Annotated in this window: 11 protein-coding genes; all 11 read left to right on the top strand. The window is 69.1% G+C overall.

Annotation, left to right across the window (positions count from 1 at the left end; all coding sequences use genetic code 11):
- Position 1: 1 nt before the first annotated feature.
- Positions 2–781 carry a hydroxypyruvate isomerase family protein gene (locus tag ACFYWX_RS24990; RefSeq protein ID WP_389426302.1) on the top strand — a complete coding sequence of 260 codons (780 nt, stop codon included), beginning with the start codon at positions 2–4 and terminating at the stop codon, positions 779–781.
- Complete coding sequence (locus tag ACFYWX_RS24985; protein WP_389426301.1) at positions 778–1533, top strand: SDR family NAD(P)-dependent oxidoreductase; 756 nt, start codon at positions 778–780, stop codon at positions 1531–1533. The genes ACFYWX_RS24990 and ACFYWX_RS24985 overlap by 4 nt, the downstream gene beginning before the upstream one ends.
- Before the next feature lie 12 nt (positions 1534–1545).
- A complete protein-coding gene (locus ACFYWX_RS24980) occupies positions 1546–3339 on the top strand; it encodes a dihydroxy-acid dehydratase (RefSeq protein WP_389426300.1) in 1794 nt (597 codons plus the stop codon).
- Positions 3340–3463: 124 nt separating this feature from the next.
- Positions 3464–4918, top strand: coding sequence for an amidase (locus tag ACFYWX_RS24975; protein WP_389426299.1), 1455 nt, complete (start codon positions 3464–3466; stop codon positions 4916–4918).
- A complete protein-coding gene (locus ACFYWX_RS24970; RefSeq protein WP_389426298.1) occupies positions 4903–5763 on the top strand; it encodes an alpha/beta fold hydrolase in 861 nt (286 codons plus the stop codon). Before ACFYWX_RS24975 ends, ACFYWX_RS24970 begins: the two co-directional genes overlap by 16 nt.
- 44 nt (positions 5764–5807) lie before the next feature.
- A complete protein-coding gene (locus ACFYWX_RS24965; protein WP_389426297.1) occupies positions 5808–7472 on the top strand; it encodes an MFS transporter in 1665 nt (554 codons plus the stop codon).
- Between the two features lie 148 nt (positions 7473–7620).
- Positions 7621–9063 carry an amidase gene (locus ACFYWX_RS24960; protein WP_389426296.1) on the top strand — a complete coding sequence of 481 codons (1443 nt, stop codon included), beginning with the start codon at positions 7621–7623 and terminating at the stop codon, positions 9061–9063.
- A 73-nt stretch (positions 9064–9136) separates the two neighbouring features.
- On the top strand, positions 9137–9406 hold the full coding sequence (locus tag ACFYWX_RS24955) for a hypothetical protein (RefSeq protein ID WP_389426295.1): 270 nt from the start codon (positions 9137–9139) through the stop codon (positions 9404–9406).
- Between the two features lie 478 nt (positions 9407–9884).
- Positions 9885–11174, top strand: a complete 1290-nt coding sequence (locus ACFYWX_RS24950; RefSeq protein WP_389426294.1) for an MFS transporter — start codon at positions 9885–9887, stop codon at positions 11172–11174.
- 49 nt (positions 11175–11223) lie between these two features.
- A complete protein-coding gene (locus tag ACFYWX_RS24945) occupies positions 11224–12177 on the top strand; it encodes an alpha/beta hydrolase (protein ID WP_389426293.1) in 954 nt (317 codons plus the stop codon).
- 171 nt (positions 12178–12348) lie between these two features.
- A complete protein-coding gene (locus tag ACFYWX_RS24940) occupies positions 12349–13857 on the top strand; it encodes a CoA-acylating methylmalonate-semialdehyde dehydrogenase (protein ID WP_389426292.1) in 1509 nt (502 codons plus the stop codon).
- The last annotated feature ends 234 nt before the right edge of the window (positions 13858–14091 follow it).

Below are 14091 nucleotides of genomic sequence, written 5' to 3'. Positions count from 1 at the left end.
AATGAAGGGGCTCAGCCCGAACCTCTCCCTCCTGTGGACGGAACTGCCCCTCGCCGAGCGGTTTCGCGCGGCGCGCGACCACGGCTTCGCGGCCGTCGAGTTCTGGCCGTGGGAGGACCCGGCGGTGGTCAGACGGGAGATCGCGGCAACGGGTCTCGCCGTGTCCGTACTCAACGTCCACCCCGGCCCCGCCGGATCGCACGGGCAGCTCGCCAACCCCGACGCCGTTGACTGGTGGCAGAAGGCGCTGGTGTCGGCGGTCCGTCTCGCGCAGGACGTCGGCTGCACGACCGTCAACGCGCTGACCGGCAACCGGATCGAGAAGTTCACCGCGGCCGAGCAGCTGGAAACGGCCGCCCGCAACCTCGCCACCGGGCTGGAACGCATCGAAGGCAACGGGGTCGATCTCGTTCTCGAGCCCCTGGGGCCCGACCGGCCCGACTACCTGACCCGGACCGTCGACGACGCCACGACTCTGCGCCGGGCGGCCGGTGACCCGCCGCGTCTGAAGCTCCTGTTCGACTTCTACCACCTGCACCAGACCGAGTCCCAGCCGGTGGCCGAGGTCTTCCGCGAAGCCGTCGGCGTCACCAAGCACATTCAGGTGGCCGATGTGCCAGGTCGTCACGAGCCGGGACACGGCGAGATCGACTGGACGGCATGCCGCGCCGCCGTGGACGAGTCGGGGTACGACGGTTGGATCGGCCTCGAGTACGCGCCCTCCGCGGACACCGAACTCTCGCTGCTGCAGGCAGTTCAGATTTGGGGTGATCCAGCATGACAGCCGTAAGCGGAGCGCAGGAACGGGCCAAGGACGTTCCGGTGGCCTTGGTCACCGGCGGAGTGGGCGGCATCGGCGAGGCCGTCTGTCGTGCCCTCAGCGCCCGAGGCCATGCCGTGGCCATCCATGACTTCGCGAAAACCGAGGCGGGAGAAGCGCTGGCAGCGAGCTTGCCGGACGCCGTGTACGTCGACGGCGACATCTCGGACTCAGACGTCGCGCCGCGGCTGGTGGCCGCGGCCGTCGATCGCTGGGGCCGCCTCGACGTCGTGGTGAACAACGCGGGCATCGCCCGGCAGATCCCGCACCGAGACCTCGACGCCGTCTCGGACGAATTCTGGCACCAGGTCCTGGGCGTGAACCTGCTCGGTCCCTGGTGGGTTTCCCGGGCAGCCGCGCCGGCACTGCGCGCAACGTGCGGCGCCATCGTCAATGTGGCGTCGGTGGCGGGGCTGACGGTGAGCGGAAGCTCGATCCCCTACGCGGTGAGCAAGGCGGGCCTGGCACACCTGACCAAGCTGCTCGCGGTGGCACTGGCACCCGAGATCCGGGTCAATGCGATCGCGCCCGGCTACATCGACACGCCCCTCACGCACGACTGGACCGCGCTTCGCGAAGCCGTCGGCGCACGAGCACCACTGGGTCGCCTGGGCGGACCGGAGGATGCGGCGTCGGCCGTGCTGAGCCTGCTGGACAGCCCCTACACGACCGGAGCCGTGCTGACCGTCGACGGCGGCCTCCACCTGAGCTGAAAGGGGACGTCGATGTCTCAGAAGGACGTGACCCGCGGCGGCGGGGCTCTTTTCTCCGATCCGGGTCCCGACGGCTTCCTGCACCGTGCGTTCCTGCGCGGTGAGGGAGTTCCGTTCGAGGAGCGTACGCGCCGGCCGGTGGTCGGGATCTGTTCGAGCTGGAGTGAGCTCAACCCGTGCAACGCCGGACTGCGGGAGTTGGCGGCGGCGGCGAAGCGCGGGGTAGCAGCCGCGGGCGGGCTGGCACTGGAGTTCCCGACGATCTCGCTGTCCGAGCCGTTCAGCCGGCCCAGCAGCATGTATCTGAGAAACCTCATGTCCATCGATGTCGAGGAGATGATCTCCAGCTCGCCGATCGATGCCGTCGTGCTGCTGGGCGGCTGCGACAAGACGGTACCCGCCCAGCTGATGGGTGCGATCAGCGCGGGCAAACCAGCGGTGCTCGTCACCGCCGGTCCTCGGCCGGTGTCCTGCTGGCGGGGCCGGGCAACGACCATTGACGACGCTTGGCCGCTCATCGAGCGGCGTCGACTCGGTGAGGTCAGCGACGAGGAGTGGCGCGACGCCGAGGAGAACCTCGTGATCGGTGCCGGCACCTGCAATGTACTGGGCACCGCGACAACCATGGCGGCCGTCGCCGAGGTCCTCGGGTTCGCGTCGCCCGGCTCGGCGTTGCCGCCCGCGGCCGACCTGCGGCGGCGGGCCATCGCCGAGCGGGCCGGCGAGCTGGCTGTCGCCGCCTTCCACGAGGGGCGCCAACCGGCCGGTTTGGTCTCCCTCGCCTCCCTGGAGAACGCCTTCCGCGTGGTGTGCGCGCTGGGTGGCTCGACCAACGCTGTCGTGCACCTGGAGGCGATTGCCGGCCGGGCCGGCCTGCATCTGGACGCGGCAACCCTTCGCGAATGGGCTGCCGCGACACCGCTGCTCGCGGCGGTACGGCCGTCCGGCGACCACCTGCTGTCCGACCTCGAGGAGGCGGGAGGTGTCCCCGCTGTGGTACGCGAGCTGGCGCCCCTGCTCGACCTCGACACGCCGACAGCCGACGGCCGGAGCTGGAAGGCCGTTGTCGACGCCGTGCCCAAGGAGGCCGCGGTGCGGACGGGTACGGGTGTGCTCGCCCCGCTTGCCGAGCCGCTCGCCGCGTCCGGCATGGCCGTCCTGACCGGCAGCCTGGCACCGGACGGCGCCGTGCTGAAGGTCTCCGCCGCAAGCGAGCGGCTGCTACGCCACCGAGGGCGGGCCGTCGTGTTCGACGGCATCGACGATGTCAACGCACGCATCGACGATCCCGAACTCCCCGTCGACGCCGACAGCGTGCTGGTGCTGCGGGGGCTCGGCGTCCGAGGTGGCCCCGGCATGCCCGAGGTCGGGCACGTCCCGATTCCGGCCAAGCTGGCCCGCCAAGGGGTCACCGACATGGTGCGGGTGTCGGACGCGCGGATGAGCGGTACCTCGTCGGGGACCGTGGTCCTGCACGTGGCGCCCGAGGCCGCGGCGGGCGGACCACTCGGGCTCGTTCGCGACGGCGACATGATCACGCTCGACGTCGAAGCGGGCACTCTCGACCTCGAGGTCGACCCGGCGGAGCTGAACGCCCGCAGGGCCAGTACCTCCCCGGGCGGCACAGCAGCCCGGGGATACGACTGGATCTACCAGCGCCATGTTCTGCAGCCCAGCCACGGCTGCGACTTCGACTTCCTGCGCGCCGATTTCATCGGAGCCGACCAGCCCGCAGCAGCCGATGCCTCAAGGACCGTCGAAGCAAACGCGGGCGACGGGCGGCTGCGCGCCGGTCCGCCGGAATGAGGACGCCTTCGCTGATCGCCCCGTTGTGCAGCTCTCAAGGACGACTGGCTCACCGGCAGGACAAGAAGCACTGACCTTGGAGGCGGCCGCCAAACAGGCGGCGCCGTGATGGAAGGAGACCGTGATGAGCGATGAACTGTGGCGCTGGTCCGCCGGGCAGACGGCGCGGAGCATCCGCGACGGCGAGGTCTCGGCCGTGGAGGTCGTGACTGCGTCACTGGCCCGCCTCGCGGAGACCAACCCCGCGACGAACGCGTTCGGGGAGATCGCCCAGGACGCGCTGGACAAGGCCAAGGAGGCCGACGCGTCGCTCGCGCGCGGTGAGAAGGTCGGTCAGCTGCACGGCGTCCCGACGGCGTTCAAGCTCAACACCGACGTCGCCGGCCTGCCCACCCCGGACGGGGTGGCAGACTATCTGGGCAACATCGCCCAGGAGACCGCCCCGGTGCTCAGCAACCTGCTGGCGTCAGGCTCCATCATGGTCGGCCGTACGAACTGCCCCCCGTTCTCCACCAGATGGACTACCGAGAGCGAACACTTCGGCGTCACCCGCAACCCCTGGGATCCCACGGTGACACCCGGCGGATCGAGTGGCGGTGCCGCTGCGGCAGTGGCCACTGGCGTGGTCGGCATCGCGCACGGCAACGACATCGGCGGCTCCATCCGCTACCCGGCCGCGGTGTGCGGGGTGGTGGGCATCCGGCCCACGGTCGGCCGCATCCCCCACTGGCAGGCGCCGCCGGGCACCGGAATTCCGTTGTGTGTCCAGCAGTTCGCGGTGGAAGGCGCCCTGGCGCGCAACATCGCCGATCTTCGCCTGGCATTCCAGGTCATGCAGGGCGCCGACCCTCGCGACCCGCTGGCTGTGCCCGTGGGGCACCTGGTCCCGCCGGCCGCGGAAGGACCGGTGCGGGTGGCACTGGTGACCGATCCGGGAAGTCATCAGCTGGCGGGGCCCGGCAGCGCCGAGACCGATCATGCGGTGCGGACCGCAGGCGGCTGGCTGGCCGACGCCGGGTACGAGGTCGAGGAGGTCGAGCTCCCGGTCTTCGGCGAGGCCGCCACCCTGTGGTGGCAGCTCACGCTGTCCGAGTTCAAAACGGCTGGCCTCGTGTCCGAGGTGAACCGGGTGGGAGACGCCGGGATTCGCGCCTTCTTCGATCTCATGTACGCGGTGTCGGACGATGTTTTCGGGGAGATCTCGTTTGCCGACTACCTCGCCGGACACAACCGGCGTGCCCTGCTGCGTCGGCAGGTCTCGGAGTTCATGGACCGCTATCCGATCGTGGTCGTGCCCAACTCGGGGGAACCGGCGTTCGCGCTCGGCGACGACGTCAAGTCGGTCGGGCGTACGCGCGAGCTCATGACCCGTCAATGGCCGAACATGGCCGTCCCCGTGCTCGATCTCCCCGGCCTCGGTATCCCGGTCACGCCCACCACGGGTGCGCCGCTGGGCGTGCAACTCATCGGTCGGGCGTTCGAGGAGGAATCGCTCTTCCGCGCGGGCGAAGCAATCGAGAACCGCTCGGGCATCACCACCCCGATCGACCCCAAGAGGCTCGGATGTTCGAAGGACTGAAGCAACAGCGCGTCGACGCGGACGGCCTGACCATCAACCTGCGCACCGGCGGTGACGGACCTCCCCTGCTCCTCCTGCACGGCTACCCGCAGACCCACGTGATGTGGCATCGGATCGCGCCGGCGCTCGCCGAGCGCTTCACACTCGTGATCCCCGACCTCCGCGGCTTCGGTGACAGCTCGAAACCCGCCGGCGACGAAGCTCACGCCACCTACTCCAAACGGGCCTTGGCATCCGATCAGGTCCGCGTGATGGAACAGCTCGGCTTCGACAGGTTCCAGGTCGTCGGCCACGATCGCGGAGCCCGCGTCACTCACCGGATGTGCCTCGATCACGCCGACCGCGTCGAGAAGGCCGTCGTGATCGACATCGTCCCCACCGCAGCGGTCTACGCCATGGCCGACCGCGACATGGCCACGGCCTACTTCCACTGGTTCTTCCTGATCCAGCCGAACGAACTACCTGAACAGCTGATCGGCGCCGATCCCGATCTCTGGCTCGACCACCTGACGTCCGGTGGGGCCCACTTCGCTCCCGAGGCACTGGCCGAGTACCGGCGCTGCTTCCGCGACCCCGCGACGATTCACGCGACCTGCGAGGAGTACAGGGCAGCAGCCACGATCGACCTCGAACACGACGCCGCCGACGAAGGCTGGCAGGTCGAGTGTCCGCTGCTGGTGCTGTGGGGCGACCGCGGGTTCGTGGGCCGCCACTACGACCCCCTGACGCTGTGGCGCGAAAAGGCCCGTGACGTCTGCGGCGCACCGTTGCCGGGCGGTCACTTCCTTGCCGAGGAAGCCCCGAAGGAGATGGTCGACGCACTTCTCGGGTTCCTGAACCCGTAGAACAGCCCGGTTTCCCTGAGGACCCCCGCCCCCGAGGAGTCTCCTTGTCATCCACCACTGCCGCTTCGCCTGATCTCCTCACGCGGCTCTGGCGCCGCGACCTCGCCTCCTATCCGAAGAGCAGCCGACGCTACGGCTATCTCGCGATCGTCGTGGCCACCACGGTCGTCCTGTACTACCTGCTGTACATCCAGTACGCCGTCGCCACCTCGATCATCACCCACTACGGGATGACCTTCACCTACTTCATCTGGATGTCGGTCGTCGGCAACGCGGTCGGCGCGTTCGCCTCGCTCGTTGCCGGTCTGGCGGACCGCTGGGGCCGCGCCAACCTCGTCGTCTACGGGCTGCTCGTGGCCGGCGTCCTGGTGCTGCTGCTGCCGAGCACGCCAAGCAAGGGCGCGTTCCTGGCGCTGTTCTCGGCCTTGAACTTCGTCGAAGGCATCATCCTGGTCGCCACGCCGGCGCTGATACGGGACTTCTCGCCGCAGCTGCGCCGCGCCACGGCGATGGGGTTCTGGACGATCGGTCCGGTGGTCGGCAGCTTGGTCGTCACCACCGTCACCAGCACCACGCTGGGCAGTTCCACGTGGCAGGACGAGATCCGCTACGCGGGCACCAGCGCGCTGATCATGTTCGGGCTGGCGCTGATCGGTCTCCGGGAGCTCTCGCCCGAACTGCGCGACCAGATCATGGTCAGCGCGCGCGATCGCGCCCTCATCGAGGCACGCGCCCGCGGCATCAACCCTGAGCAACAGCCCACCGGCCACTGGCGCCAGATGGTACGGCTGAACATCCTGGGTCCGGCCTTCGGGATCGGCGTGTACATGCTGCTGTACTACGCCCTGGTCGGCAGCCTCGTTCTGTACTTCGCATCCGTCTTCGGCTACACCGAGCAGCGCGCCAATGCTCTTGGCAACTGGTATTGGGCGTCTATGGCCGTCGGACTCATCGCGGGCGGCGCGCTGTCGGACCGGCTCAAGGTCCGCAAGCCCCTGATGGTCTTCGGCTGTGTCGGGACCATCGTCACCACGACGGTCTTCGCGCTTCTGACGACTCGCCCGCACACCGGCTACTACACCTTCGCCCTGTTGTTCCTGATCGCCGGGGCCCTCGCCGGCGCAACGTATGCGCCGTGGATGGCCGCGTTCACCGAAACCGTCGAGGAGCGCAGCCCCGCTGCCACGGCGACGGGCCTGGCCATCTGGGGGTGGCTGATGCGCGTGGTCGTCGCCGTGTCCACGGCGATCGTGCCGGTGGTGGTGACGTCGGTGACGCCGATCGTCGACCACGGCGCCCAGGTCGCGGCGGCGCAGGCACAGGCGGCACCGGCGCTTGCGATTATCGACGCCCATCCGCAGACGTTCGCCGGCCTGACCAAGTACCCGCCGAACGCGATCCCGCCATCCGTCATGCGGAACGCCGTGTCGCAGGTGGGTGCCGACAAGGTGGCCGTCGTGCAGAAGGCTCAGCCGCAGCTCGCGATCCTCAAGGCGTATGGTCCCGAGGTCGCTGACGCGGTCAGGAACGGCCCGCACGAGTGGCAGACCTGGTGGTGGGTGACGTTGGCCGGCCAGATCGTCTTCCTCCCGTCCGTCTTCCTCATGCGCGGGCGGTGGAGTCCGCGCCGCGCCCGCGAGGACGCCGAGACCCACCGGATCGCCGTCGAGCGCGAACTGGCCAAGCTCCAGGAGAAGGTCCCCGCCTGAAAAATCTGCACACCGGCCCCGCCTCTCCCCGGGGCTGCGGGGCCGGACCCGCAGCGGGCCACCGGGCTGGGTCCGTGGGCGCCTGTGGCCGCGGAGGAAGTGCCGTCGCCCCTACCCGCCAATCCCACCGAATCCTGGAGACCCTGCAATGAATCAGTCGAACAACCCGTCCGAGTTGTGGCGTTGGACGGCCGTCCAGATGGCCGAAGGCATCCGGACCCGCGAGATCTCCGCCGCCGCCGTGCTGGACTCCTGTCTCGGGCGCATCGAACAGGTAAACCCTGGGCTCAACGCTCTGGTCGAGCTGTGTCGTGACGAGGCCGTCGAGGCGGCATGCGAAGCCGACGCGGCGGTGGCGGCCGGCGCGGACCTGGGGCCCCTGCACGGCGTCCCCGTGTCGACCAAGGTCAACACCTCTCAGCGCGGTCACGCCGTGACCCACGGCGTGACCGCGTTCGCCGATCTCACCGCCCCGGGCGACGCCGCCTGCATCCAGGGTCTGCGTGAGGACGGTGCCGTACTCGTGGGCCGCAGCAACACCCCGACCTTCTCGTTGCGCTGGTTCACCGACAACGCCCTGCACGGCCGCACCCTCAACCCCTGGGACCCGTCCCGCACCCCCGGCGGATCCAGCGGCGGAGCCGCCAGCGCCGTCGCCGCGGGCATGGTCCCGCTCGCTCACGGCAACGACATCGGCGGATCGGTGCGCTATCCCGCGTTCAGTTGCGGGCTCGTCGGCATCCGCCCCACCACGGGCCTGGTCTCCGGCTGGGAACCCTCCGGAGAGTTGGAGGTCGACCTCCCGCCCACATTCCAGGGCTGGGCCGTTCACGGCCCCTTGGCGCGCACTGTCGAGGACGCCCGCCTCGCTCTGCACAGCATGACCACGCCGGACCTGCGTGATCCGTTCGGAGTCCCCCTCGCCCCCGTACCGGACCAGCCCCAGACGCCCGGCCGTGTCCTCCTCGTGCGCGACGTGGGTGTGGCCAAACCGCAGCCGGTGGTCGACTGGGCACTAGACCAGGCCGCTGCCAGGCTGTCGCACGCGGGCTACGCGGTCGAAGAACTGGAGGGCCTGCCGCTGCTGGCGGAGGCCTCCCGACTGTGGTTCCTGCTGCTCTGGGAGGACGTCCGTGCCACCTTGCAGCCGATGATCGAGCAGTTCGGCGACGACGGCATCAAGACCTCCCTCGCAGGCATGTACTCCGTCAGCGCCGACATGTGGGGTGCCGCGCCGGGCCTGGATGCCTACATCCGGGGCTGGGCCCGCCGAGGCACCTTGATCCGGAAGCTGCAGGAGATGCTTGCGGACAACACGATCATCCTCACCCCGGTCTCGGCGGAAGCCCCCTTCGAGAACGACGCCGACCTTTCCGGCCAGGAGCGCTTCGACCAGATCGCGGCCGCGCAATGGCCGATGACCTGTGTCCCGGTGCTCGGCCTTCCCGCGATCTCCGTCCCGACCGGGCTCCAGGACGGCCTGCCCACCGGCGTCCAGCTGATCGGCGGACGCTTCCGCGAGGAGCAACTGCTGACGGCCGCCGCTGCCATCGAAGCCGAAAGGCCCCACCCGACGCCGCACCTGACCTGACGCCTCCGGGACCGGCCCCGGGTCGGTCAGCCTGGGACAGGCCGACGCCGACCGGCCCAGAGTGGACTACCCGGTGGTCATTCTCGGAGACCGCGTCTTCGACGGTCCCGTGGACCACGTCGCCCTGTCCGACCTCGACGCCTCCCGGGCGGCCACCCGCCACCTGATCGAGCGGGGCTGCCGCCGCATCGCGATCCTGTGCGGGGCGGTGGCTGGTGCAGAGGTTCCCGGCGTGCGTCGCTCCACACGCCAGCGGCGAAGCCGCGCGCGGCCGCAGCGCCCCGGGCCTCGGGTCTCGGCAGGGATCCCGGCCGCAGCCGCCTTCAGCGGCAGCCGCACCTGACCGAGCATATCGGTGCGATCGCCGCCCTCACGGCGGCGCTGAAGCGAGCCGGGTGTGGAGAGCTTCGTGCGGGCGCCGGATGGCGGGCACAGGAGCACGATTCAGAAGTGCTTCCGAGCGGCGGACGAGGTAGGTCGCGGCGGCCGAAGTCGGCGTCGACGCGCTGATCGGGCAGTCTCCTGCCGCTCTGGCGGGCACTCGGCCACCCTCGCCGTCGCACAGCCGCCCGCACCGGTCCGACTGACGCTCGTCGACCCTCTCAAGAGTTCTCGCCCAGCGATGGGCGCCATCAGAACCAATCGTTGGTTCTGAAACCTCGGCGAGTCTACAGTCTCCGCAATGCCGCGCCTTCGGCCGACAGCCGCTCGGACGAAAGGAACTTCGCCCTGCTGTGCGCGCCCTACCGATGCCTTGAGATTCGAGCATCCCACCGTCAGTAACTTGCTCGTCTGAGTGAGAGAACGAAGATTGGCACGACATGACTGCGTCCCCCATCTCGACTGAGCCGCTGGCCCAGTCCCTCACTGTGCCATCCGAGAATGAGCATCCCCCGGTAGGAAAGTCGTTCATCTTCGCGTTCGCTTTCGCCTACGCGGGATTCTGGATCGCCTGCCTGACTCCCGGCACGGTCTCGTTGGCACTCAAGGTCCAGGCTCTGGTCGGCTCCAAGGACGCCGCAAGCACACTGGGTGCCATTGTCGGCGTGGGTGTCCTCCTTCCCCTGCTGCTGATGCCGGTCGTGGGGCGCTTGAGCGACCGGACGACGGCACGCATGGGCATGCGCCGTCCCTACCTACTCGCCGGCGCGGCCGGAGTGGTGGCGCTCGGAGCGGTGATGGGGCTTGCCCCGAACGTGCCCGTACTGCTCACCGCGTTCGCGCTGTACAGCGTCGCGGCGAACCTGATCGGTACCCCGCTGCTCGCGGTCATCGCCGACCGGGTGCCGGTGCATCAGCGTGGCCTCGTGTCGGGTCTGGTCGGTCTCACTCTCCCGCTGGCGGTGATCGGCGGTACGTTCATCGTCCAGGCCGTCGCCACCGACTCGCTGCTGATGTTCCTGCTGCCGCCGCTCATCGCGGCCGTGAGCGTCCTGGTCTTCATCGCCCTGGTCAAGGACCGCCGGCTCTCCAAGTACGCTCCCAAGCCGAAACTGTCGGTGCGCGAGATCGCGGGGACCTTCTGGGTCAACCCGGTCCGGCACCCGGACTTCGCGTGGGTCTGGCTCGGCCGTCTCCTTTTTGTGATCGGCTACGGTTTCCTCACCACCTACCAGGCGTTCTTTCTGCTCAACCACCTCGGATCCAGCCAGAACGAGGTGCCACGGCAGATCTTCATCGCGAGTCTGGTGCTGTCGATCACCACGATCCTCACCAGCGTCACCGGCGGGAAGCTGTCGGACCGCCTTGGCCGCCGAAAGGCTTTCGTGCTGGCCTCCGCGGCGATATACGGCGTCGCGCTGATCATTGCGTCGCTGATCACCGGGTTCAACGGTTACCTGGTCGCGATGGCCATCGCGGGCATCGGCTACGGGGCGTTCCTCGCCGTCGATCTCGCACTGGTCACCGATGTCCTTCCGGACCCGGCGAACGCGGGCAAGGACATGGCGGTCTTCAACATGTCCAGCACGCTCGCCAACGCTTTCGCTCCCGCGGCGGCACCGTTCATCCTCCTGCTGGGCGGCGGGTCGTACTCCACGCTGTTCGCCGTCGCCGGCGGTGTCGCCATCCTCGGCGGTCTCGCGATCCTTCCCGTACGGAGCGTCCGCTGACGCCCGCCCCTGGCGCCACCACCTCCTTTACGCACCCTCAAGGACACACATGCCGATCGACCCGGCCCTGCAGCCGCTTCTGCCCTTCGGTCATCCTCCGAAGGTCATCGAAGACCCGGAGCTCTTCCGGGCGCAGATGAACCAGAACAACGACGCAGCATTCGACACGTTCGGCAGCCCCGGTCCGAGCGTCGCCGAGCGCAGGGTCCTGAACATCGATTCGGCCGGCGAGAGCGTGCAAGCGATCCTGTACCGACCGGCCACCGCCGGACCTCATCCGGTCCACATCTTCCTGCACGGCGGAGGGTGGGTGATCAACAGCGCCTTCTCGAAGGACTCCGACGCCGTCAGCCGCCACCGCAGCGTGCACGCAGACTGCATCGTGATTTCCGTCGACTACCGCAAGGCACCCGAGCACCCCTATCCGGCGCCCGTGCACGATGTCGTATCGGTCATCAACTGGGTCAACGACAACAGCGCCGAGATCGGCGCGCTGTCGGGCGCGATCACCGTCGGCGGCCAGTCATCGGGCGCCAACATCGCCGCCGGAGCGACGCTCTTGCTGCGCGATCAGGGGCGGGACGACATCGCCCATCAGCTCCTGGAGGTGCCCGTCCTGGACCTGACCCACAGCCGCCCGAGGGAAGAGGGTGACGAGTTGCCGCTGTCGATGACCGACGTACGCACGTTCTGCGCGTTCTACCTCGGGGACAGCGGCAACGGCGATGATCCGATTGCTTCCCCTCTGCTGGCCGCAAACCTCACGGGGCTCCCCCCGGCATACATCGCGGTAGCCGAGTACGACGTTCTGCGCGGTGATGGCGAGTGGTACGCGCAGCGACTGGGCGACGCGGATGTCCCCGTCGAGCTCTACCTGGGAGAGGGGCATGTCCATATGTCCCCGTCCATGACCGGGCTGCTGGCCTCGGCGCGGGCATGGCAGGAGGCGTCGACCGCGGCGCTGCGGACGGCCAACTCGCGGTTGCGTGATTCGACTCGGTGACCGTACGACGCCGGGCGGCGCCTCGTCTCTGACCTCCCGGCGTCGCGATGCCCACGACCCACAGCACGAGCCGTCCGATACCCGACTGCCCACACCCTGGAAGCGCCGACGCCCCGCGCCTACAGCAGACGACGATCCACGGCTGATTCCCCGTCTCTCTGAGGAGCCACGATGACCACCACAGCAACGCACATCGACCACTACATCGACGGCCGCCTCGACGACCGCGCAGCTCAGGACCGCAGTGAGGTGTACAACCCTGCGACCGGCCAGGTGACCGGCCTCGTCGCCCTGGCAACGGCCACGGACGTGGACGCGGCGGTACGGGCCGCCGCCGAGGCGTTCGAGACCTGGTCCCTCACCCCGCCGCACATCCGGGCCCGCATCCTGTTCCGGTTCCGGGACCTGGTGGAACGGGAGGCGGACCGGCTGGCCGCGATCATCACGTCCGAGCACGGCAAGGTGCTCGACGACGCCAAGGGCGAGATCATCCGCGGGCTTGAAGTCGTCGAGTTCGCCTGCGGCATCCCCCAGCAGCTGAAGGGGGAGTTCTCCGAGAACGTCGCCCGCGCGGTGGACGCGGTGTCCCTGCGCCAGCCGCTCGGCGTGGTCGCGGGCATCTCACCGTTCAACTTCCCCGCCATGGTGCCGATGTGGATGTTCCCCGTCGCGCTCGCCTGTGGGAACACGTTCGTGATGAAACCGTCGGAGAAGGACCCCACCCTCAGCGTCGAGCTCGCCAAGCTGCTCACCGAGGCCGGACTGCCCAAGGGCGTGTTCAACGTCGTACACGGCGACAAGACCGCGGTGGACGCCCTCCTCGCGCATGACGACATCGAGGCCGTCAGCTTCGTCGGCTCCACGCCCATCGCCGAGTACGTCCACCAGACGGCCACGGCCAACGGCAAGCGCGTCCAGGCGCTCGGCGGCGCCAAGAACCACATGGTCGTCATGCCCGACGCCGACCTCGACCAGGCCGTCGCCGCACTGATGGGCGCCGCCTACGGCTCGGCCGGCGAGCGATGCATGGCGATCTCGGTCGTCGTCCCCGTCGGTGAGGACACCGCCGACGCCCTGCGGGAGCGCATCGTCGCGGCCCTCGCCGACCTCAAGATCGGCCCCGGCACCGAGGACGGAGTCCAGATGGGCCCCCTGGTCACCAAGGTCCACCGGGACAAGGTGGCCGGCTACCTCGACGTGGGCACCGAGGAGGGCGCCGAGCTGGTCGTCGACGGCCGCCAGACCGCGCTTCCCGGGCACGAGGGCGGCTTCTTCCTCGGTGGCTCGCTCTTCGACCACGTCACCCCGGACATGCGGATCTACCGGGAGGAGATCTTCGGCCCGGTGCTGTCGATGGTGCGTGCCCAGTCGTTCGTCGAGGCGCTGAAGCTGGTCAACGACCACGAGTTCGGCAACGGTACAGCGATCTTCACCGCCGACGGACACACCGCGCGCACCTACCTGGCCAAGGTCAAGGCGGGCATGGTCGGCGTCAATGTGCCCATCCCGGTGCCCATGGCCTTCCATTCCTTCGGCGGCTGGAAGCGGTCTCTGTTCGGCGACCACCACATCCACGGCCCCGAAGGCGTGCGCTTCTACACCCGCTACAAGACCGCCACCACCCGCTGGCCCAACGACAGCCAGGTACGCGCGGACTTCGCGATGCCGACCCATTCCTGAACGTTCACGCGGAACCGATGCCGTCAGCCGGACGGGCGGCATCGGCCCGAGTCTGCGGGACTGACGCCGCGGAGCCACGAGCCGTCCTGCCCACTTCCTCCCGCACCGACGCCCCGGACAACCCTCACGGCACGCGAGCCGATCGCCTTCCTACCGGATCCATCTACCAGACGGATCCGGATCGACAAGACTCATCGCGGCATCACACAGGCCCCAGGTGTGCCCGACGGCTTC

Source organism: Streptomyces sp. NPDC002888 (assembly GCF_042888465.1).
Taxonomy (GTDB): Bacteria; Actinomycetota; Actinomycetes; order Streptomycetales; family Streptomycetaceae; genus Streptomyces.
Note: the sequence above shows the minus strand (reverse complement) of the source record. Positions and strands in the feature narration are given on the sequence as shown.

Bases quoted from the DNA above. Each gene is read 5' to 3' on its own strand.
- ACFYWX_RS24950 (WP_389426294.1), top strand. From the start codon at position 9,885: ATGACTGCGTCCCCCATCTCGACTGAGCCGCTGGCCCAGTCCCTCACT.
- ACFYWX_RS24970 (WP_389426298.1), top strand. From the start codon at position 4,903: ATGTTCGAAGGACTGAAGCAACAGCGCGTCGACGCGGACGGCCTGACC.
- ACFYWX_RS24960 (WP_389426296.1), top strand. From the start codon at position 7,621: ATGAATCAGTCGAACAACCCGTCCGAGTTGTGGCGTTGGACGGCCGTC.
- ACFYWX_RS24940 (WP_389426292.1), top strand. From the start codon at position 12,349: ATGACCACCACAGCAACGCACATCGACCACTACATCGACGGCCGCCTC.
- ACFYWX_RS24945 (WP_389426293.1), top strand. From the start codon at position 11,224: ATGCCGATCGACCCGGCCCTGCAGCCGCTTCTGCCCTTCGGTCATCCT.
- ACFYWX_RS24985 (WP_389426301.1), top strand. From the start codon at position 778: ATGACAGCCGTAAGCGGAGCGCAGGAACGGGCCAAGGACGTTCCGGTG.
- ACFYWX_RS24975 (WP_389426299.1), top strand. From the start codon at position 3,464: ATGAGCGATGAACTGTGGCGCTGGTCCGCCGGGCAGACGGCGCGGAGC.
- ACFYWX_RS24990 (WP_389426302.1), top strand. From the start codon at position 2: ATGAAGGGGCTCAGCCCGAACCTCTCCCTCCTGTGGACGGAACTGCCC.
- ACFYWX_RS24980 (WP_389426300.1), top strand. From the start codon at position 1,546: ATGTCTCAGAAGGACGTGACCCGCGGCGGCGGGGCTCTTTTCTCCGAT.